Consider the following 22047-nt stretch of genomic DNA (forward strand, 5'->3'; position numbering starts at 1 on the left):
ATCAAAAACGAAAAGACCTTATGGAGAAAAGAGAATGGAAGCCTATTGAAGGCTTCAACTTTGAGGAAATCCTCTTTGAAGAGTATAACCACATAGCAAAAGTAACCATTAATCGTCCTCGCTATCGTAATGCTTTCACCCCGAAAACAGTATGGGAAATGTCACAGGCATTCAACTACTGTCGTGAAGCCATTGACATCCGCGTGGTCATTCTGACTGGTGCTGGCGACAAAGCATTCTGCTCTGGCGGTGATATGCACGTAAAGGGACATGGCGGATACATAGGTACTGATGGTATTCCACGCCTCAACGTACTTGACTTGCAGATGCAGATTCGACGCCTTCCAAAGCCAGTCATCGCTATGGTTAATGGTTATGCCATTGGTGGTGGACACGTCCTTCATGTGGTATGCGACCTCTCAATAGCATCAGACAATGCCATCTTCGGGCAGACTGGACCAAAGGTTGGTTCCTTTGATGCTGGTTTCGGCGCATCTTATTTAGCACGTGTCGTAGGTCAGAAGAAGGCTCGTGAGATATGGTTCTTGTGTCGTCAGTACTCTGCTGTAGAAGCTGAACGAATGGGATTGGTCAATAAGGTGGTTCCTTTCGACCGTCTCGAAGACGAGTGTATAGAATGGGCTGAAACAATGATAGAGCGTTCTCCATTGGCACTCCGTATGATGAAGGCTGGCTTTAACGCTGAACTTGATGGTCAGGCAGGTATTCAGGAGCTTGCAGGTGACGCCACCATGCTCTACTATACACTTGACGAAGCACAGGAAGGTGCCAAGGCTTTCCTTGAGAAACGTAAGCCAGACTTTGATAAGTATCCGCAGTTCCCATAATTAGTTATTGGACTTATTGGCCTAATTAGGCTAATAAGCCCAATAAACCATAGAACAAATAGTGACTACAAAACAATATCACCTATTAGGCTAATTAGGCCAATAAGCCCAATAAACCTAACTGACTCACCATTACAAATAGCCCATAACCAATCATGGAAACACCTTTCTTGCCACAAAAGGGCAACTATCGCAATCTGATAGCTTATCAAAAGGCAGAATGTATTTATGACATCACCTATTAACCTGAACTCGGGATAAGTATCATCCCACTCTTCTGTTTGGTTTAGTACAACGGCTCTTTAGACTCAATCTTTTGATTGGGTCTAAAGATAATAATAAAACAGATTACTTTAGAACAATGTAAGCTGTCCCGAATGTTGCTCTATAGCAAAGTCTATGTTCACTGCTGGCTTTTTCTCAAAGAAGCAGTAGGCTGCAATAGCAGAGAGAACATTCATTGCGAAATTAAATATGCTTCTATGCCTTGAATGCACTAATTGAGCTACATTCTTTAGCTCATCATTGATAGTCTCTATTACAGATCTTTTCCTTAGAAGAAGTCTATCATAAAGTGGCATTAGTTTGTTTTTCATATTACTCCTAATGCCAGTAACTAAATTTATTCCATCATTGAACAATCGCTCAAATAATCCTTGAGAAATGTACCCTTTGTCTGCAAACAATTTACCAAATACATTGTCTGTCAACCTGTTAAATACATTTTCGTCTCGGTCATCAACATTTGCTTTAGTGAGCATAAAGTTTAGAATCTCACCTCTTTCATTACAGATAAGATGTAGTTTGAATCCAAAATACCATCCCATTGTACTCTTACCCCTTGTTGCATAATTTCTAAAAACCTTATTGCGACAAATACGTTTATTATGGCAAACTGGAATACAAGTTGAGTCAATAAAACTAATACCAGTACACCTCCCAAAACAACATATTTGCAGGAACATCATCATCTCTACAGAGACTCTTGCCTCTAATTCAAGAAAACGATTATAAGACAATTGATTTGGAAATAAATCTGCTAAATGCTCTTTTACGAAAAAGGTATAATAGTGACGAAAATTACGATAGGAATTAAAGTGGAAGCAAATTAATATCGTTATGATTTCAGACTTACTCATACGCCACTTGCGATGGCGATGACACCCTTTACTCTTTTCTGAGAGACCTATTTTATCAGTTTCTAACTCAAATTCTTTGCAAAAGTCATCTGCAATACAGAAAATTTCAGTAATTTTGTCCTTGGTAATCATCGTTATGTTTATTGTAAATAATTGATTTTCAACTATAAAGTTACAAAAATATAATGAGATTACCAACTTTTTGCAGACTTTTCTTATCCCGAGTTCAGGTTATTATTTTGCCCATCACTTTCTGGATAGAAGTGACAGAACGATAGACCAAATGGTACAAGCAGCCCGCTCGGGGAAACAGAACATTGCAGAAGGGTGTGCCGCCTCGACAACCTCTGCAGAAACGGAAATAAAGTTAGTGAATGTAGCACGTGCCAGTCTACAGGAACTATTAATTGATTATGAAGATTATCTACGTGTCCGAGATCTTACCAAATGGGAAATAAATGACAGGAGAGCTATCGTAGCACGACACGTATGCGCCAAGCATAATGAGTCCTCTTTTTATCGTAATGCCATACAAGTACGCACAGATGAAACAATAGCAAACATAGCCATTACATTGATTTATCAAGAAGATGTAATACTTAGAAAGTATTTAGACCATATCAAAGAGGATTTCATTAAACATGGTGGAATACGTGAGCAGATGACAAGAGCAAGAATTGAATATAGAAACAAACAATAAAGAACTTATAATGTACAAGATAAACATCTCCTCCCGCACCCTCCACTTCCTCCTCCCTGCAGGTACTTCACGCGGTGTCTACACAACAAGGAAGAGCTATTATGTCACACTCTCTGACACGAATCAGCTTGACGTAGTGGGTATTGGGGAATGCGCAACACTCCCCGACCTGTCTTACGATGCCATGACTGACGAGGAATATGAGCAGAAGCTCCGTAGTTTCTGTGATGACTTTTGCCACACAGGAGTTATTGACATCGATGCCATGCGCCCTTACCCTTCAATGCTCTTTGGGTTAGAAACAGCTAAGGCACAGTTGGATGCCAAGGGAAGCATCAACTTCTTTAACACTGCTTTTGGACGCGGAGAAGAAGGAATCACCATCAACGGACTCGTGTGGATGGGAACTTTCGATGAGATGTATCAGCGATTGGAAACGAAACTCAAGGCTGGCTTCCATTGTGTAAAGTTGAAGATTGGTGCAATTGACTTTGAGAAAGAACTCGACCTTATACGCCATATCCGTCAAACTTTCACACGTGAACAGGTGGAACTACGCGTTGATGCGAATGGTGCCTTTGCTCCAGAAGATGCCATGCAACGATTAGAAACTTTGGCACAATATGATATCCACTCCATCGAACAACCTATCCGACAGCACCAATGGCAGGAGATGGCACGCTTATGTGCTGACTCTCCCCTACCGATAGCCCTTGACGAGGAACTTATCGGTGTCAATAACCCTGCAGAAAAAGTGCTTTTACTCGATACGATTCGTCCACAATATATCATCCTAAAGCCAAGTCTACATGGTGGTATGACTGGAACAAAAGAATGGATTACAATAGCAAGAGAACGTAACATTGATTCATGGATAACTTCAGCACTTGAGAGTAACATCGGACTGAATGCTATCGCCCAGCTAACAGCTGACATCTACGGTCCAAACATCACCACTCCACAAGGCTTAGGTACGGGACAACTCTTCACCGATAATATCCCAATGCCATTAGAGATAAGGGGCGATCAGCTTTGGATCAGCGATTAAGAAGATTATTATTAGCCCTATTTGGCTTATTAGCCCCATTCGCCCAATAAGATAAAACCAAACAACAATGACACTACAAGACTTCCTCTCAGAATGGCATAATGATAATCCACAACTCCTTGTGCATACCAGTGGTTCAACTGGAAAGCCAAAACCGCTGTGGGTAGAGAAGCAACGTATGCTCAATTCAGCCCACATCACTTGTGATTTCTTGGGATTAAAGGCAGGCGACACCGCCCTACTCTGTATGCCACTCGACTACATTGCAGGAAAGATGGTAGTGGTAAGAAGTATTGAGCGTAACCTACGCCTGCTGAACGTAACACCGTCTGGACACCCTCTCTCTGATCATTCTTTATCTGAAGCAGGTATCCCGAACGAGGAGATAACCTTTGCTGCAATGGTACCACTGCAGGTCTATAACTCTCTACAAGTACCTAAAGAGCGTGAGCGTTTGCGCCGTATCCACCACCTTATTATAGGCGGTGGTGCTGTTGATGATAAACTGTCAGCTGCTTTACAGGATTTCCCTAACGCCGTTTGGAGTACCTACGGGATGACGGAAACGCTCTCACATATTGCGCTCCGACGTCTGAATGGACCTGACGCCAGTGAGTGGTACAAACCCTTTGACGGTGTGAAAGTATGGCTCAATGAAGAAGGTTGCCTTGTTATTGATGCCCCTGCTGTTTGCGCTCACCCTTTAGTAACCAACGACAGAGCTGAAATTCGCACTACGGACACGAAGGAAGGACTTAATACTCCTTATTTCCGCATCCTTGGACGAAAAGATAATGTAATTGATTCTGGCGGTATTAAGATTCAGATTGAGGAAGTAGAACACCTACTGAAATCCTCTCTTACAGCCGATTTTGCTATAACAAGCTGCCCTGACGAGCGTTTTGGAGAAGCTGTGGTCTTACTCACTACACAAGACGATACCGATTCTATTAAAACACTCTGCCAACAATGCCTCCCAAAGTTTTGGCAACCTCGTTTCATCTTCCACGTCCCTTCCCTTCCCCAAACAGGTAATGGAAAACCAGCAAGAGCAGAGATTAAGGCTTTGGCACGCCAGTTATGTAATTCAAAAGCATAACATTGCCCTCAATCCAACTACATTCTGCATCCTATTTAGTACTCAGCACCAATGGTGCGGACCATCAGCACCATGTGTGTGAACTATCAGCACCACACGTGCGGACCATCAACACATCTATTAAAAGACGTAAGAAAGATTCGTCATTGCCAACTCAATCAATGGTAGAATATAACAAGTAAAAGCTAACTTAGACATAAGTTGCTTAGAAAAAAGCACAAGACGAGAATATATAACATAAAGTTAAGGAGATATATCATACTATTAGCAAAAAAGATGCACGTAGTTACAAATAAAATTAGCCCTTGCAACTTTTCTTCATCTCATCTCCAGACACATCTTCGCAGCCCCTCCCAAACAATGAAAAACTTAATCTTTTGTTTGCCACAACCGATTTTTTTAGCTAATTTTGCAGTCACAAAACCAATACGTAATTTTTAAATGGACGATTATCACGCGGAGAATTTCAAACTGTAAGCGTGAGGATTACAACAAGAAGTTGCTAATCCCCACACTATTATTTAACTATGGAGATTAGCTAATGAAGACATATTGGAACATTAACGGAACCCTGAATACCATTAAAGAATGGCAGCCTAACTGCTGGATTCAGGTAACTTGCCCAACAGAGCAGGATCAACAAGAACTCGAAGACACTTTTCATATTCCAGACTACTTCTTATCGGATATCAGCGATACCGATGAGCGAGCACGCTATGAGTATGATGATGGTTGGATGCTGATAATCCTCCGTATCCCTTACGTGAAGGAAATTCGCTCACGAACCCCATACACAACAGTACCATTAGGTATCATTCACAAGAAAGATGTAACTATCACGGTTTGCAATTTCGAGACAAATATGATGCTCGACTTCGTCAGCTATCAGCAAAAGAGAAATGAGGGATTTACTGACTATGTAGACCTTATCTTCCGTCTCTTTCTTTCTTCCGCTGTGTGGTATCTAAAACGACTGAAGCAAATCAATACTTTGATTGAAAAGGCTAAGCGTAACTTGGACAAAGGTGTAGACAACGAAAGCTTGATTGGACTAAGTCGTCTGCAGGATTCGCTTACCTACTTCATCACATCCATTCGTGGCAACGAGAACCTTTTGGCTAAGTTGAAGTTTAAGTTGCAGATTGACGAGTTGGATGCCGACCTGATTGAAGACGTAAATATTGAGATGTCACAGGCACGAGAAACAACGAGTATCTACTCTGACATTCTTGAATCCACCATGGACACCTACTCAAGCATTATCAACAACAACATGAACACCGTGATGCGTACGCTCACCTCGGTGTCAATTGTTATGATGTTGCCAACACTTATATCCTCCCTCTTCGGTATGAACCTTGTCAATGGAATGGAAACAAATCCATGGGGATTCCCTGTTGCAATGTTCTTATCAGTCGTCGTTTCTGCTGCATCATGGTGGTTGCTACGCCGTAAACGCCTACTTTAGAAGAGAGAAATTAAAAAAAAACAACTTAAAATTAGGTACTTTCAAACTTTTTATCTAAGTTTGCAGTTGATATATTAGTGGTAGAAGACTACCGTGCATCTATGCAATGGTCTGAAACCTTAAATGTGGAAAAACCCAAATCACAAACAAAAAGTGAAATGATGGACTCTCAAGAAAATGCCCTGAATCAGGGTACAGAAGAAGTTAAGCTGTCTGAAGAAGTTGCAGCCAATGCTACAACGGAGAATTCCGAAGTGCAGAATGTTAATACTGATGCTGTAGAAGAAAACCTCAATCAACCAGTTGAAACGAAGTCAGAGAGCGAGAAGGAAAATCTCGCTGCTAAGACTTATAGTTCAAAAAAGGAGATTATTGAGCGCCTGAAAGCTATCGTTGACAGTAACGAAACACCAGAGAAAGCTGAAGTAGAGCACCTGAAAACGGTATTCTACAAGTTACATTTTGTTGAACGCGAAGCACAGCAGAAGGCTTATCTCGAGAATGGCGGTGACCCAGAAAAATATCAGGTATTGCCTGATGAGGATGAAGAAATCTTCAAGGCAGAGATGACCATCATTAAGGAAAAACGCCAAAAGGCTTTCCTCGCACTTGAAGAGGAGAAGCAGCAGAACCTCAAGAAGAAAGAAACTATCATCGAACAGATTAAGGCGATGGCTACTACTCCTGAAGAGGCTAACAAGAACTTTGACCAGTTCAAGAAGCTTCAGCACGAGTGGAAAGAAATCAAGATGGTTCCTGCTGAGAAGGCTAACGAACTTTGGCGCAACTATCAACTCTATGTTGAGCAGTTCTATGACTTGTTAAACCTCAATCGTGAGGCACGCGAATACGACTTCAAGAAGAATCTTGAGAAGAAGACTAAACTCTGTGAAGCAGCTGAGAAGTTGGCGGAAGAAACAGATGTTATCAGCGCATTCCACCAGTTACAGGAACTTCATCAAGAATATCGTGAGACAGGTCCTGTTGCTAAGGAACTTCGCGAGCAGATTTGGGCACGCTTTAAAGCAGCCAGCACTGTTATCAACAAGCGTCATCAACAGCACTTCGAAACACTCCGAACACGTGAGGAGGAGAATCTAACAAAGAAGACTGCACTCTGCGAAAAGGCTGAAGAACTTGCAAAACAAGAGAATAAGTCTTCTGCTGATTGGGAGAAACGCACTAAGGAGATTATTGCTATCCAGCAGGAATGGAAGACCATTGGTTTTGCTCCACAGAAGATGAACGTGAAGATTTTTGAACGTTTCCGTGCAGCATGTGACGACTTCTTTGGTCGTAAAGGCGAATTCTTCAAGCAGTTGAAAGAGCAGTTTGCTGAGAATACAGAAAAGAAAAAGGCACTTGTTGAAAAGGCTCAAGCATTGAGTGAGTCTACCGATTGGAAGGCAACATCTGATAAGCTCATCGCTTTACAGAAAGAGTGGAAGACCATCGGAATGGTTCCTAAGAAGATTGGTGACCAGTTGTGGAATGATTTCCTTGCTGCTTGCAACCGTTTCTTCGAGGCTCGCAATGCTGTTCACGCTGACTCCCGCAATGAGGAACATGAGAACTTAAACAAGAAACGTGATATCATCAGCCAGCTGAAAGAACTCGTTGAACAGACAGGTGAGAACTTACAAGAGAAGGTACAGAAGCTGACTGAGCAATATAATAAGGTGGGTCACGTTCCTTATAAAGAGAAAGATAAACTCTACAAGGAATACCACGAGGTATTGGATAAGATTTATAAAGACCTCCATATCTCTGCAGCACGTAAACGAGTTGACAACTTCCGCAATAACCTCAAGAAGGTTGCTGACCGCGGTGTTGATGCACTCGACAACGAGCGTGGTCGTCTGCTCCGTCGCTTTGAACAGTTAAAGCAGGAGGTAAACACTTACGAGAACAATCTCGGTTTCCTCAACATCAGTTCAAAGAAGGGCAACAGTCTTATTGACGAAATGAATCGTCGCATCCAGAAACTCAAAGATGATATGGATGAAGTGAAGCAGAAGATTAAGGCTATCGATGCTGAAAATAAATAAAAAGGACATTCTTATCTATTCAGTTTCATAATAATACAAGAGTAGATTGAAGGAAATAGAACCAAGAAAAGGGGTAATTCTTTGCAGAATTGCCCCTTTTCTTATCATCTATAACACAATTATTTCTCTCACAACAAAGTTTTATTGTCGAATTATTTTCGTAAAAAGAATTCGTAACAGCTACGAATTTCCCAAGAGAGAGATAGAAAGAGTACCTGTCAACCATAAAACATTCCCTAAAAGTAAGTTCATCCGTTAACTCCAAATCAGTCATTAGAAACTAAATATATTTTGTTTTTATCGCAAAGCCATAATTTTTATACTTATGAAACCCGACATATAGTATTTCGAAAAATCATTACATACTTTCAAATAAAATACCAATAAATAATGGTGATTATACATGTAAAATGTAAGTTTGTAGTCAACATAAAATCAGATAGTTACAAAGCAGTATAAGAAAAGATGCTTAATTGGACTTCAAAAGGGCGTTAGTAAGACTCCAAAAGAGCATCTTTTACAAGTCAATTAGGCGTCTTTTAGAAGCCAAAAGACCATGTATTACCTTCGATACACATGAAAATAGTTTACAAACATCTATAATATCAGTCTTTGTAACTTGACGTAGCCCGCTACACCTGCGTTACAAAGCCAAACAATCTGCTCGATAATAAAACAAAATATGTTTAGCCTCTACTGACCGATTTGGATTTAAAGGAAGAACCTAAAAGCTGACTTATTTATTCCTTTACTGTCTTCTTCTTTGCCTCAGTCCATGCAATGATACCACCTAAAAGGTTGGTAACGGTGTATCCTTCTTTGGCAAGAAGAGTCGCTGCTATAGCAGAACGCTTACCAGAACGACAATAAACGGCACAAGGACGTTTCTTATCAAGCTTAGCGAGAGCATTAGAAAGGAAAGAAGGAGTCAACACATCAATATGTATTGCACCTGGAATATGCCCTTCTGTAAACTCATCAAGTTTACGAACATCCACCAACTGAACAGAGTCAGACTTAATAATCTGTTCAAAACGATTAACGTCTACATCCTCATAAAGATTCTGCGCACATGCTCCCATACCTATTCCCAATACTGCCAAAATGGCTGTAAATAACTTTTTCATCTTTTAATCAGGTAAATATTTAAGTTACTAATTGAAATAAAAAAGAGAGTTGAAAACTCAACTCTCTCACTTTGTTGGGATACCCGGACTCGAACCAGGAATGACAGGACCAGAATCTGTAGTGTTACCATTACACCATATCCCATTGACTTTACAATTCATTTCCAAATTGCGAGTGCAAAGTTAGCACTTTTTCTTGAACTACCAAAACTTCTACCAACTTTTTTCATGAAAAGAGATAAAAATATTCTCAAAGACAGTTTTTCGTTGCTAAATAGCCCAAATAAGCTCAACAGGAACAAATTGCTAAATAAAATGAAATTTATTTTGTGCTTCATTCCTTTTGCGCTACCTTTGCATCTCGTATATTATAATGTTATTTAATGGATAAGACAAAGAATTTAGTAGAATTAATTACGAAGGGAATTCAAGATAAAAAAGGACATGGCATAGTTATTGCAGACCTATCAGAGATCGATGGTACTATCTGCCGCTATTTCGTTATATGCCAAGGTAACTCGACACAACAGGTAGAAGCTATTGCTGGATCAGTGAGCGATTATGTTCGCGAAACGATTGGTGAGAAGCCTATCAACTGCGTAGGACTTGGTAATGCACAGTGGGTGGCGATTGATTATGCGGACGTTATCGTCCACATCTTCACCCCAGAGACACGTGAATTCTATGACATAGAACACCTTTGGGAGGACGCCAAGTTGACCACTCTGCCAGATTTAGACTGATAAAGTAACCTGGTAATCGCCTTTTTATATAAAAAATCAGACTTCAAAATGGACAATTCAAATCCAAAGAACAAGCCGAATATGCCTAAATTCAATATGAATTGGCTCTACATATTCGTTATTATTGCCCTCGGAGTAGTATTCTTTGCTGGGGGAAATGGGCTTTTTCCGTCAAGTGCAGGTATAGACAAGGACTATACCACGTTCAAACAATACGTTGCTAAAGGCTATGCAACAAAGGTAATTGTCAATCGAAATGACAATACCCTACGCATGTATGTAAGCCCAAACCATATCCGTGACATCTTTAAGAAGGGTACACAAGAAGTGGGTACAGCCCCTTATGTTACCGTGGAGATTGGTTCGGTTGATAAGGTAGAAACGTTCCTCGATCAAGCTGTAGCTCAAAAGAAAATCGTAAGCTATAGTTATGAGAACAAAACAAGCAACACGATTCTCGATATCCTTGGTTCTATTGCACCATGGATATTCTTCTTTGGCATCTGGTACTTCCTCATGCGCCGTATGGGCGGAGGTGCCAGCGGAGGTGGTGGAGTATTCAGCGTTGGAAAATCTAAGGCAAAACTCTATGAGAAAGCCAACGAAATGGGTATCACCTTCAAGGATGTTGCTGGTCAGACAGGTGCAAAACAGGAGGTACAAGAGATTGTTGAGTTCTTGAAGAATCCTAAGAAATATACCGATTTAGGTGGTAAAATCCCTAAGGGTGCACTGCTTGTTGGTCCTCCGGGAACAGGTAAAACCCTCTTAGCTAAGGCTGTTGCAGGTGAGGCTGGTGTACCATTCTTCTCTATGAGTGGCTCAGACTTCGTTGAAATGTTCGTCGGAGTTGGTGCGAGCCGAGTACGTGATGTATTCCATCAGGCTAAAGAGAAGTCACCTTGTATCATCTTTATTGACGAGATTGATGCCGTTGGACGTGCTCGTTCAAAGAACCCAGCTATGGGCGGAAACGATGAGCGTGAAAACACACTCAACGCCCTTCTAACCGAGATGGACGGCTTCGGAACGAACTCAGGCGTTATCGTTCTTGCAGCAACTAATCGTGTTGACATGCTCGATAAGGCACTCCTTCGTGCCGGACGATTCGACCGTCAGATACACGTTGACCTACCAGACTTGCCTGAACGTAAGGAAATATTCCTCGTTCATATGCGCAATTTGAAGTTAGAGAAGAACCTCGATATTGATCTCCTTGCACGTCAGACCCCAGGTTTCTCAGGTGCAGATATTGCCAACGTATGTAATGAGGCAGCCCTTATCGCAGCCCGTCACAATAGCAAAGAAGTTACAAAGCAAGACTTCCTTGATGCTGTTGACCGTATCATCGGTGGTTTAGAGAAGAAAACAAAGATAATGACAGCTGATGAGAAGCGCACTATTGCCCTTCACGAAGCAGGTCACGCAACCATCAGTTGGTTCTGTGAGCATGCCAACCCATTGGTAAAGGTGAGCATCGTACCACGTGGTCAGGCACTCGGTGCAGCATGGTATCTGCCAGAAGAGCGCCCTATCACAACAAAGGAACAAATGCTTGACGAGATGTGTTCATTGCTCGGTGGACGTGCTGCAGAGGAACTCTTCACTGGTCATATCTCAACAGGTGCAATGAATGACCTCGAACGTGCAACCAAGAGTGCATACGGTATGATAGCCTATGCAGGTATGAGTGACAAGTTGCCAAACATCTGTTATTATAACAATGATGAATATAACTTCCAGAAGCCATACTCTGACACGACGGCTAAGACCATCGATGAGGAGGTACTAAAGATGATTAACAGCCAGTATGAGCGTGCAAAACAGATTCTGACAGAGCACAAAGAGGGTCATAACCGTTTGGCACAGATTCTCATTGAACGTGAGGTAATCATGGCAGAAGACGTTGAGGAAATCTTCGGAAAGCGTCCTTGGGTAAGCCGTACACAGGAATTGCTTGAGCAGGAAGAGAAGTCTCAGCCTAAATTAGAGGACATGCCAGAGGAGGTTAAGCAGGCACAAGCAGAGCACGAAGCAAGAATCGCAAAAGAAGGCAGCGACAACGCAAGTGATTTATAAACAAACATACAGTTATGAGTGATAAACTAAAGAACCTGATTGTCAGAGCCGTTACAGGCGTATTCTTCGTCACCGTGATGGTGTTGGGTATCCTTCATCCTCACGCACTGATTGCTCTTTTCGCATTCATCACGGGTCTTTCCATTTGGGAATACACAGGATTGGTAAACAATATCAAAGGAGTAAGGGTAAACCGCTTTATCTCAACCATAGCGGGAGTCTATTTCTTCCTGTCGGTTGCAGGACTACGTCTGACACCAGTTGAGGGCTTCGTTATCTTTGTACCCTACATTCTGACAATTCTCTACCTGTTGGTTTCAGAGCTGTATCTGAAGAATGAGAACCCTATCAACAGCTGGGCATACACGATGTTAGGACAGATGTATATCGCATTGCCTTTCTCAATGATTAACGTATTAGCTTTCCAGCAGGGTGAGATGGGACAGATAACCTTTGATTTCCTTCTTCCATTGAGTATCTTCATCTTCCTTTGGACAAATGATACAGGTGCTTATCTCTGCGGTTCGCTCTTCGGCAAGCACAAACTCTTCCCACGTATCAGTCCTAAGAAGAGTTGGGAAGGAAGCATTGGTGGCGGTATTCTTGTTCTCATTGTGGCAGGCGTCATCGGCTACTTTGCAAACATCGGTGCTACACCTCACATGCTGAGCATTCCTGCATGGGTAGGTCTTGGACTCGTCGTAGTGGTCTTCGGAACATGGGGCGACCTTGTTGAGAGTCTTCTCAAGCGTACACTCGGTGTCAAGGATAGCGGTAATATGCTGCCTGGACATGGTGGTATGCTCGACCGCTTTGACTCATCACTCTTAGCAATACCAGCTGCTGTCGTGTATCTCTATACATTGACATTCTTCTATTAAACTATAATAAAAAAAGAAATAACAGACGTATAGGGACAGACGGGGCCGTCTGTCCCTATGTTGTTTATAATCTTGCCCTATTCCGACAATGAACGCAGACCTCACCATAGATTATCTTCGACAAGCTTTTGAACATTATAACAACCTCATCTTTGACGGTAAACTACCCGTACCAAATCTGAAGTGGTCGCGTGCTAAGACTCGTTTAGGGCAGATGGCATGTAAAAGAAAGATGAGTTGGGGGCGTACAAAGTTTTATGACTTTAGTATTTCTATTTCTAACTATTATAAACTGACAACAGAACAGATAGACGATGTGCTCATTCATGAGATGATACACTACTCTATTGCCTATACAGGACTGAAAGACACATCATCACACGGCATTGTATTTCGTGGTATGATGGACAAGATTAACCGTAGCTTTGGTAGACACATCACAATCTCCGTACGCACACGTAACCTACAACCACGTACGTTACAACAGCATAAAGACCATCTCATATTAGCTTTAGAAACGAAAGATGGTAAGTATTTTCTTTCTTCTGTCAATCCCTCTGCCGCAGGTAAGTTGGCAATCTCCCTTGCTCGTGCCCGTGAGATAGCACATTATGCATGGTATCAATCACAAGACGAATACTTCCACAACATGCCACGCGTTCGCTCTTTGCGTGGCAGACCAGTATCTAAAGAGGTTTATACAACGATGATTGAGAAGATGATACTCCTAAGATAAGAAACAGACGAAGATATATTTGTAAACTATTTTCATGCAACTCAAAACCAACACATGCTCTTTTAGCTTCTTAAAGACGCCTAATTGGCTTGCAAAAGGTGCCCTTTAAGACCCTTACTAACGCCCTTTTGAAGTCCAATTAAGCACCTTTTACTTTACGACTTTATAACCAACTGATTTCTTGCCTATTACGAACCTACTTTTTACACGTATTTTTACCTTCAGTTATAGATGTTTTGTTAGAAATTATGTAAATATTTTTCAAACCCTCATTAACATCTGGTTTTACATAACCATATTCCTTTCCTAAATTCATGAGGAATATCGCCCATACCCTTCTGTGCACCATAAGCCAAATCACTTGCCCACATTGCATGCCCTGCACCAGCCATATCTCCTTTCAACATATATTCTAAAGCTCTCTCGTTAAAGCTCATTGTTTCTTTGCCAAATTGCTTATTACCGTAGGCTTCATTCTTTGTTCTTAAACCGCCTTTCAAATTCCTCCTTTGGCATCTTATACTTTAAGTAGTTAATGACATTGTTCCGATAGAATTTATCCATAAAGACAGAGTCAGTATCCTTTCCACTAAACCATATCGGCTCACTCACACCAACTGCTTTCAGTACGGGTACAGGATTGTCTTTTGTCCCATACTCGGGGTTATTCATATCGTCACGATTGACAGTAAGGTAAAGTTCCTTCTCTACATAACTCCCATTGACATCCACAAATGCAATAATATTCATATACTTTTTATACTCCTTACAATAGAAAGAAGTGTAATCAGCACTTGGGTTATTAAAATAATTACGGGAATCATTGGTTGTATCAAACCTTTCATATAGAGGATACTTTTCTCTATCAACATTATGTAAATATAGTTTAGAATCCGCATTAGGCATAGATACTTTTATAATATAGCTATTATCTTTATATTGCTTATAGAACATAACTGTATTTTTATTATACTTTTCTTTATAATAAAATTTATCTATTAAATTTGACACCATAGGCACTATGAAAACTGTCCCAATAAGACTACCAATAAAGACCCAAGGGAAAAAAACTGCATATTTCAATAATTTCATTATTATAATGTATTTGCTATAACAGTAATATTTTTCTTATTATCTCTACGACTCTTTATAATTTCTTTTACTATATCCTCGTACATTTTATTCTCTTCTTTATTATCCCCCCATTCTATCTGATTACTAACTATCGAACTCAGAATACCAATTCCGATACCACCAAGTGTAAACCATTTGTTTGATACATTCCATTTGAAAGCCTTAGTTTTACCTGACCATATTCCTTTCCAAAATTCATGAGGAATATCGCCCATACCTTTCTGTGCACCATACGCCAAATCACTTGCCCACATTGCATGCCCTGCACCAGCCATGTCGCCTTTCAACATATATTCTAAAGCTCTCTCGTTAAAGCTCATTGCTTCTTTGCCAAGTTGCTTATTACCGTAGGCTTCATTCTTTGTTCTTAAACCGTCTTTCAAATTCCTCCTTTGGCATCTTATATTTCAAATAGTTAATAACATTATTCCGATAGAAATTATCCATAAAAACAGAATCAGTATCCTTACCACTAAACCATATCGGTTCACTCACACCAACTGCTTTCAGTACTGGTACAGGGTTATCTTTTGTACCATACTCGGGGTTATTCATATCATCACGATTGACAGTAAGGTAAAGTTCTTTCTCTATATAACTCCCATTAACCCTGTAAAAAGTAATAATATTTAGGTATTTCTTGTAGTCAAGACTATAAAATGTGGTATAATAAGCTTTGGGAAACAAAAAATACTGTTTAGAGTCATAAGTGGTATCAAATCTCTCACTTAAAGGGAACTTTTCTTCATCTACATTGTTTAAATAATATTTTGAATCTGCAGGAGGCATTGTCACATTTATAATAATAGACTTTTCTATATACTGCTTATAAAACATTATTGCATCGGTATTGTACTTATTTTTATAATACAGTGCATTAACTATTTTGGGCATCATAGGAATTATAAAAATGAGCCTATAATACTACCGATTGTTACCCAAGGGATAAAACTTATAAATTTCATTTTAGACATCACTATCTATTTTTTAGTCTTGAACCGCCTTTCAAACTCTTCTTTTGGCATCTTATACTTCAAATAGTTAATGACATTGTTCCGATAAAACTTATCCATAAAGACTGAATCAGTATCCTTTCCACTAAACCATATTGGTTCACTCACACCAACAGCTTTTAGCACGGGTACAGGATTGTCCTTTGTCCCATACGAAGGGTTATTCATATCGTCACGATTTATAGTTAGGTAAACTGTTTTATTTCCATAACTCCCTTGTACATTTTGGAAAGCAATAATATTCAAATATTTCTTATACTCTTTACTATAGAAAATGCGATAATCAGCACTTGGGTTACTAAAGTATTTTTTTGAGTCGTAGGTTGTTATAAATGTTTCGCCCAAGGAATGAAGATCATTATCACTATTATGTAAGAATAGTTTTGAGTCAAAGTCTGGTATTACTACTTTTACGCAAACACTATCTTCTATATATTTCTTATAAAATTTTGATGCATCATTATTATATTTGTCCTTATAATACAATGCATCAACTATCTTGGGCATCATAGGTACAATAAATAGTGAACCAATAACACTTCCGATAGTTACCCAAGGGATAAAACTTATAAATTTGACCTTTGTCATCACGTTCTACTTTCCTTTCTTGAATCGTCTTTCAAACTCCTCCTTTGGCATCTTATATTTCAAGTAGCGTATGATATTGTTATAATAGAAACTGTCCATATATGCTTGGTCATAATCTCTGTCATTGTCTCTAATGGATTCATGAACTCCCACCATCTTTAGAACAGGAACAGGATTGTCTTTGGTACCATACGCTGGATTATTCATATCATCCTTATTTACAGTCATAAACACCTCTTTGTTATAAAATCCCCATGTAGTAAAATATCCCATGAATATAATATTAAAGAACTTTTTATATTCCGTAGAATAAAAAGGAACATACTCCGCAGAGGGTCTATCAAAGTAATTACTCTTCGACTTTATTTTGAATCTTTCGTGTGTAACAACTTTATCATCTACATTTTCTAAATAATATTTTGAATCCTCATCAGGCATCCTACATTTTATAACATAAGAATTCTCCATATATCTTTTATATACAGATTTTACATTCTCATCAGACTCATACTTCTCTGAGTAGTAGACTTTATCGAAAAGGTAATATCCCAAAGGAATAACAACTAATGTTCCAAGTATTTGTCCAATAAGGACCCATGGAATGAAACTTAAATATTTTGTGATATTCATACTAATGAAGCTCTTATATTTATTCCTATGTTACCTTTTCTATTCTTCTGAATTTCTCTTACCATGCTTTCATATAAATCATTTTCTTCCTCATTATCCCCCCATTCTATCTGATTACTAACTATCGAACTCAGAATACCAATTCCGATACCACCAAGTGTAAACCATTTGTTTGATACATTCCATTTGAAAGCCTTAGTTTTACCTGACCATATTCCTTTCCAAAATTCATGAGGAATATCGCCCATACCTTTCTGTGTACCATAAGCCAAATCACTTGCCCACATTGCATGCCCTGCACCAGCCATGTCGCCTTTCAACATATATTATAAAGCTCTCTCGTTAAAGCTCATTGCTTCTTTGCCAAGTTGCTTATTACCGTAGGCTTCATTCTTTATTCTTAAACCGTCTTTCAAATTCCTCCTTTGGCATCTTATACTTTAAGTAGTTAATGACATTGTTCCGATAGAAATTATCCATAAAGACAGAATCAGTATCCTTACCACTAAACCATATCGGTTCACTCACACCGACTGCTTTCAGTACAGGCACAGGATTATCTTTTGTCCCATACTCGGGATTATTCATATCATCACGGTTAACGGTTAAAACAACCTCCTTTCCCCAATAATTCCCATCTACATTTTGAAAAGAAATAATGTTCATACATTTCTGATATTCTGAGCAGAAAAAGATACAGTAGTCGGCACTTGGATAACTAAAAAATTTTTTTGAATCGTAGGTTACCTTAAAACTCTCGCCCAAAGGATATCTTTCTTTATCACAATTATGTAAGACTTTATCAGATTTATATGACGGCATTACTACTTTAATAGTAATACAACTATCAATGTATTTTTGGTAAACCTCAGAAGCTCTGTTGTTATATTTATCCTTATAAAATAGGACATCCATTATTTTAGGTATCATTGGAACAATAAACATAGAACCTATTAAACTTCCTACGAACACCCAAGGAAATAATCCCAGAAAATTTATACTTTTCATAACTTTACGAACTAATAGCAGTAATATTAATTCCCCCTACTTTTGCTTTTCGTGCATCTATAATCTCTCATCATCTTTTCATACAAAAGGTTTTCTTCTGCATTATCCCCCCATTCTATCTGATTACTAACTATCGAACTCAGAATACCAATTCCGATACCACCAAGTGTAAACCATTTGTTTGATACATTCCATTTGAAAGCCTTAGTTTTACCTGACCATATTCCTTTCCAAAATTCATGAGGAATATCGCCCATACCCTTCTGTGCACCATAAGCCAAATCACTTGCCCACATTGCATGCCCTGCACCAGCCATATCTCCTTTCAACATATATTCTAAAGCTCTCTCGTTAAAGCTCATTGCTTCTTTGCCAAGTTGCTTATTACCGTAGGCTTCATTCTTTGTTCTTAAACCGTCTTTCAAATTCCCCCTTTGGCATCTTATATTTCAAGTAGTTAATAACATTGTTCCGATAGAATTTATCCATAAAGACAGAGTCAGTATCCTTTCCACTAAACCATATCGGCTCACTCACACCAACTGCTTTCAGTACGGGTACAGGATTGTCTTTTGTACCATACTCGGGATTATTCATATCATCACGATTGACAGTAAGGTAAAGTTCCTTCTCTACATAACTCCCATTGACATCCACAAATGCAATAATATTCATATACTTTTTATACTCCTTACAATAGAAAGAAGTGTAATCAGCACTTGGGTTATTAAAAAAATTACGAGAGTCATAAGTTGTATCAAAAACTTCACTTAAAGGATACTTTTCATCATCAATGTTATTTAGATATAACTGTGACTCTTCCGGTGGCATTATTACCTTTATTCTATAACATTTATCCATATACTGTTTATAAAATATTACAGCTTCGTTGTTATATTTATTCTTATAGCATAATGCATCAATAACCTTAGGCATCATCGGTACTATAAAACATGAACCTATCAGACTCCCGATAAGCACCCATGGAATAAAATGCGTATATTCTGTTATTTTCATATTTATAAACTATTTGCTAAGATTGAAATTTTAGTTTTATTATTTTTCCTTGCTTTCTTTATTTTATCAATCATACTTTTATATAACAGATTCTCTTCTTTATTATCCCCCCATTCTATCTGATTACTAACTATTGAACTCAGAATACCAATCCCGATACCACCAAGTGTAAACCATTTGTTTGATACATTCCATTTGAAAGCCTTAGTTTTACCTGACCATATTCCTTTCCAAAATTCATGAGGAATATCGCCCATACCTTTCTGTGCACCATAAGCCAAATCACTTGCCCACATTGCATGCCCTGCACCAGCCATATCCCCTTTCAACATATATTCTAAGGCTCTCTCGTTAAAGCTCATTGCTTCTTTGCCAAGTTGCTTATTACCTGCTATAATACCCATAACAGTCTCTGCACCAGAATATCCTGTCCCCACTGCAGTGCCTGTACCAGAATTCTTCATATCATCATCAGTTAAGATATCATGCTTCGTATTAATAGATACTTTGTCATCATCTGTCTCAAGTGCTAACTTAGCATACTTGTTTTGCAAAACGACATTGTCGTCACGATAACTACCATTGCCACCTTTCAGATAATCATACACAGATAAACCCGAGCCAAGAATAAGACCAACAACAGCTCCACCTGCCTGCCCCTCAAAACCTCCAAGCAAAGCATTTGCACCATTACCTATGACACCCTGAAAAAACTTTGACCACATGTTTTTACTTGCTATTTTATCATTAGTCTTACTAATCATTTTTGCAAGTTCTACAGCCTTTGCATGATCCATAACCAAGGAAACTACACCACCTTTGGAACAAGTAAGTATCGAACGTTCCAAAAGAGCATTACTTTTCTCCAGATAAACCTTACGATGAAACAAACTCCACTCCCCTTCAAGAGAACTATCACATTCATTAGCCAAGTATCTGTAAGTTGCCGATGCTCCTGTGGCAACTGCTGCCGATGTCGTTAACACTGCTGTAGCTCCCATTGCAGCTATAATTATAGGGGTAGCAGCACCCGCCGTTATTACAACTAATGTCACAGCTAAAGCTCCAAGTGCAAGACCTGTAAGCAATCCTGCAAGTCCTGAAAAGAAAGACTGTTTGATACGACATTGTAACGAGCAACTCAACTTCTTGTCACAAGTATTTAGCAAAGGCTTTTTTTCTTTGCCATACAAAACTTTAGCCTCACGTGTCAATCCTAATTGTGCTGGTTCGCCTCCTGTCATCTCCGTACAGATAACATCTGTGCCAGCAGGTATATATGATTGTGCCATAGTTATTTCAGTCTGTGAATACGATAAGTTACCAATATCTCAATATTATTCTTTACCTCCTCGATGATATTCACCTTGATTTCCTGAGGAAGTCCGTCATCTGCAAGGAGGATATCATGATAGAACTCATAATTATACTGCGTAAAGCTATACTTGATAATTGGCTGATAGCGTTCCTTATAGGTCTTCATGATGCCATACTCATTGACGAACTTCGTACGCTGGTCGTCAGCAGAGATATAGCGTGATATCTTCTTCAGTCCCGTCTATTCATCAGTGCTTAACTCTTGCGTAAGAGAAGTCTTAATAGGAGTTTGGTCAAAGAGGAAAGAATAAAAGGTTTGCTCGAACTTCTCATCTTCCAGCTTTCTCCCTAAAAGATACTTATCAAAGAAAACATCATAAAACAACTTACTTGAGAGTTCTGTTCTAAAAGTTGGTTCATCAACGAACTGCTTGTCAATAAGGTCAGTAAACTTCACCACCTGCTTGCCTTCATCAGAGCCTTGCCCCATTGTAGAATTGATAGTATAGAACATCTCCGCACGGTATTCCTCCCATCGTTTCTTGATTTCTTCAAAGTTCACCACCCTGTTAATCTTACCAGTCATCGTGTCAACCGTAACCTCTGCACGACACTTGATACTATCAATCTTATCCAATAACTCCAGAGCCGCCATCATGTTTTCTGGTCGTATCTTGACAAAACTCTCCGTCACTTCACCTTTAAACCTGTTGTTTTTCAGTTTGGAGTCATACTGCAAAGATATTTCACGCCGTGTATCAGAATGACTTGTTATCATTCCGTCTATACGGTTCAACACTTTCTGTTCACACCTGTATTTGACAGTCTTGTCAAACAAGTCTGCCTGTTCATTCAGATTACGCCATGGGCTACCTTCTTCTCCCCAATCTATCATATCGGTTTATATAGAATTAGTAAATATTGTTATAGAATTTGTAGGAAAAGAGGAAGAGGACTACAATCCTATTTGTCAAGTGCAAATATAAAGAAAAAGCATTAGAATAACAAATAAAAAGCCTGACAAAAGTTAGGTTCTTCCAAGGTATGGAGGGGTAAAGTCAGTGTTAGCAGTGAAAGCACTTAGATCTATTTACTCCTCCAAGAGAGAAGATCGGACTTCTTACTTTTGAGAAAGTTTTAAATTTGCTGTCATTACTATCACTTATAGACACCACCTAACTCTTTCATTTACAGCAGTATTACACGAAATGTTAAATGTGACAGCAAAATGAATTTAAACTCGTAATAGTGTATTCAGCTTACTTTGTAGGCTTTATCACTCGTTGGTTCAGAAGAATATTAAAGCCAAATCAGTCATTAGACCACAATGTTCAAACTTCATGTTTATGTGTTGTTTCCTAACATTTTGCCTGTCTTTCTAACTTGACGTAACCCAATACGCCTACGATACAAAAAACAGCAAA

The 22047-nt window shown here is 39.3% G+C and carries 24 protein-coding genes, 1 tRNA gene and 1 pseudogene; 10 read left to right on the forward strand and 16 right to left on the reverse strand.

The features are described 5' to 3' along the window. Window positions 1-20 precede the first annotated feature (20 nt). A complete protein-coding gene (gene menB, locus FIU21_RS09640) occupies window positions 21-848 on the forward strand; it encodes a 1,4-dihydroxy-2-naphthoyl-CoA synthase (protein ID WP_004361359.1) in 828 nt (275 codons plus the stop codon). Between the two features lie 353 nt (window positions 849-1201). Here menB and FIU21_RS09645 read toward each other — a convergent pair whose 3' ends face one another. Further along, the gene (locus tag FIU21_RS09645) at window positions 1202-2119 is read right to left on the reverse strand and encodes an IS982 family transposase (protein ID WP_172891369.1); all 918 of its coding nucleotides are present in this window, start codon (window positions 2117-2119) and stop codon (window positions 1202-1204) included. A 58-nt stretch (window positions 2120-2177) separates the two neighbouring features. Here FIU21_RS09645 and FIU21_RS09650 point away from each other — a divergent pair, with 58 nt between their 5' ends. The 5 genes from FIU21_RS09650 to FIU21_RS09670 all read left to right on the forward strand — a co-directional run bounded on the left by FIU21_RS09650 (window position 2178) and on the right by FIU21_RS09670 (window position 8350). Next, a complete protein-coding gene (locus tag FIU21_RS09650) occupies window positions 2178-2687 on the forward strand; it encodes a four helix bundle suffix domain-containing protein (RefSeq protein WP_436972089.1) in 510 nt (169 codons plus the stop codon). Between the two features lie 10 nt (window positions 2688-2697). Then, complete coding sequence (locus tag FIU21_RS09655) at window positions 2698-3735, forward strand: o-succinylbenzoate synthase (RefSeq protein ID WP_004361363.1); 1038 nt, start codon at window positions 2698-2700, stop codon at window positions 3733-3735. Window positions 3736-3802: 67 nt separating this feature from the next. Continuing rightward, entirely contained in the window at window positions 3803-4834 is a 1032-nt protein-coding gene (locus FIU21_RS09660; protein WP_004361365.1) for an AMP-binding protein, read from the forward strand. 541 nt (window positions 4835-5375) lie between these two features. Then, window positions 5376-6302, forward strand: coding sequence for a magnesium transporter CorA family protein (locus FIU21_RS09665; protein WP_004361368.1), 927 nt, complete (start codon window positions 5376-5378; stop codon window positions 6300-6302). Between the two features lie 158 nt (window positions 6303-6460). Then, a complete protein-coding gene (locus FIU21_RS09670; RefSeq protein WP_036886839.1) occupies window positions 6461-8350 on the forward strand; it encodes a DUF349 domain-containing protein in 1890 nt (629 codons plus the stop codon). Between the two features lie 740 nt (window positions 8351-9090). Here the strand turns inward: FIU21_RS09670 and FIU21_RS09675 are convergent. Together FIU21_RS09675 and FIU21_RS09680 are read right to left on the reverse strand one after the other, a co-directional pair. Further along, the gene (locus FIU21_RS09675; RefSeq protein WP_004361372.1) at window positions 9091-9477 is read right to left on the reverse strand and encodes a rhodanese-like domain-containing protein; all 387 of its coding nucleotides are present in this window, start codon (window positions 9475-9477) and stop codon (window positions 9091-9093) included. A 74-nt stretch (window positions 9478-9551) separates the two neighbouring features. Continuing rightward, window positions 9552-9622: transfer RNA gene (locus tag FIU21_RS09680), tRNA-Gln, on the reverse strand. A gap of 238 nt (window positions 9623-9860) precedes the next feature. On the opposite strand from FIU21_RS09680, the gene rsfS reads away from it, so the two are divergent. From rsfS to FIU21_RS09700, 4 genes are all read left to right on the forward strand, one after another. Then, window positions 9861-10220, forward strand: coding sequence for a ribosome silencing factor (gene rsfS, locus FIU21_RS09685; RefSeq protein ID WP_004361374.1), 360 nt, complete (start codon window positions 9861-9863; stop codon window positions 10218-10220). 48 nt (window positions 10221-10268) lie between these two features. Further along, window positions 10269-12299 carry an ATP-dependent zinc metalloprotease FtsH gene (gene ftsH, locus FIU21_RS09690; RefSeq protein ID WP_004361376.1) on the forward strand — a complete coding sequence of 677 codons (2031 nt, stop codon included), beginning with the start codon at window positions 10269-10271 and terminating at the stop codon, window positions 12297-12299. Window positions 12300-12313: 14 nt separating this feature from the next. Then, window positions 12314-13180, forward strand: coding sequence for a phosphatidate cytidylyltransferase (locus FIU21_RS09695; protein ID WP_004361378.1), 867 nt, complete (start codon window positions 12314-12316; stop codon window positions 13178-13180). A gap of 88 nt (window positions 13181-13268) precedes the next feature. After that, window positions 13269-13916 carry a SprT-like domain-containing protein gene (locus FIU21_RS09700; protein ID WP_004361380.1) on the forward strand — a complete coding sequence of 216 codons (648 nt, stop codon included), beginning with the start codon at window positions 13269-13271 and terminating at the stop codon, window positions 13914-13916. 272 nt (window positions 13917-14188) lie between these two features. Here the strand turns inward: FIU21_RS09700 and FIU21_RS09705 are convergent, their stop codons facing one another. The 13 genes and pseudogenes from FIU21_RS09705 to FIU21_RS09765 form a co-directional block, all read right to left on the reverse strand. Next, complete coding sequence (locus FIU21_RS09705) at window positions 14189-14353, reverse strand: hypothetical protein (protein ID WP_231291375.1); 165 nt, start codon at window positions 14351-14353, stop codon at window positions 14189-14191. Window positions 14354-14387: 34 nt separating this feature from the next. Next, window positions 14388-15008, reverse strand: coding sequence for a DUF8188 family protein (locus tag FIU21_RS09710; protein WP_172891371.1), 621 nt, complete (start codon window positions 15006-15008; stop codon window positions 14388-14390). 2 nt (window positions 15009-15010) lie between these two features. Further along, the gene (locus tag FIU21_RS09715) at window positions 15011-15433 is read right to left on the reverse strand and encodes a hypothetical protein (protein ID WP_172891372.1); all 423 of its coding nucleotides are present in this window, start codon (window positions 15431-15433) and stop codon (window positions 15011-15013) included. Then, a pseudogene (locus FIU21_RS13550) lies at window positions 15405-16027 on the reverse strand (DUF8188 family protein). The gene FIU21_RS09715 and the pseudogene FIU21_RS13550 overlap by 29 nt, the downstream one beginning before the upstream one ends. Window positions 16028-16030: 3 nt before the next feature. Continuing rightward, window positions 16031-16654 carry a DUF8188 family protein gene (locus FIU21_RS09725; RefSeq protein WP_004361387.1) on the reverse strand — a complete coding sequence of 208 codons (624 nt, stop codon included), beginning with the start codon at window positions 16652-16654 and terminating at the stop codon, window positions 16031-16033. A gap of 3 nt (window positions 16655-16657) precedes the next feature. After that, a complete protein-coding gene (locus tag FIU21_RS09730; RefSeq protein WP_004361388.1) occupies window positions 16658-17281 on the reverse strand; it encodes a DUF8188 family protein in 624 nt (207 codons plus the stop codon). Continuing rightward, window positions 17278-17604 (reverse strand): hypothetical protein, encoded by a 327-nt coding sequence (locus tag FIU21_RS09735; RefSeq protein ID WP_004361389.1) that lies wholly within the window; start codon window positions 17602-17604, stop codon window positions 17278-17280. The genes FIU21_RS09730 and FIU21_RS09735 overlap by 4 nt, the downstream gene beginning before the upstream one ends. A gap of 64 nt (window positions 17605-17668) precedes the next feature. Beyond that, the gene (locus tag FIU21_RS09740) at window positions 17669-18289 is read right to left on the reverse strand and encodes a DUF8188 family protein (protein WP_004361390.1); all 621 of its coding nucleotides are present in this window, start codon (window positions 18287-18289) and stop codon (window positions 17669-17671) included. A 26-nt stretch (window positions 18290-18315) separates the two neighbouring features. After that, window positions 18316-18714, reverse strand: coding sequence for a hypothetical protein (locus FIU21_RS09745; RefSeq protein WP_004361391.1), 399 nt, complete (start codon window positions 18712-18714; stop codon window positions 18316-18318). Continuing rightward, window positions 18686-19306: a DUF8188 family protein gene (locus FIU21_RS09750; protein WP_172891373.1), complete on the reverse strand. Its 621-nt coding sequence runs from the start codon at window positions 19304-19306 to the stop codon at window positions 18686-18688. The genes FIU21_RS09745 and FIU21_RS09750 overlap by 29 nt, the downstream gene beginning before the upstream one ends. A 2-nt stretch (window positions 19307-19308) precedes the next feature. Then, entirely contained in the window at window positions 19309-20598 is a 1290-nt protein-coding gene (locus tag FIU21_RS09755; RefSeq protein WP_172891374.1) for a PAAR-like protein, read from the reverse strand. Window positions 20599-20600: 2 nt separating this feature from the next. Beyond that, window positions 20601-20789, reverse strand: a complete 189-nt coding sequence (locus tag FIU21_RS09760) for a hypothetical protein (protein ID WP_172891375.1) — start codon at window positions 20787-20789, stop codon at window positions 20601-20603. Window positions 20790-20864: 75 nt separating this feature from the next. Then, complete coding sequence (locus FIU21_RS09765; protein ID WP_172891376.1) at window positions 20865-21518, reverse strand: hypothetical protein; 654 nt, start codon at window positions 21516-21518, stop codon at window positions 20865-20867. Between the last annotated feature and the right edge of the window lie 529 nt (window positions 21519-22047).

Origin of the sequence: Prevotella melaninogenica (assembly GCF_013267595.1) — a bacterium.
In the GTDB taxonomy this organism is placed as follows: domain Bacteria; phylum Bacteroidota; class Bacteroidia; order Bacteroidales; family Bacteroidaceae; genus Prevotella; species Prevotella melaninogenica_D.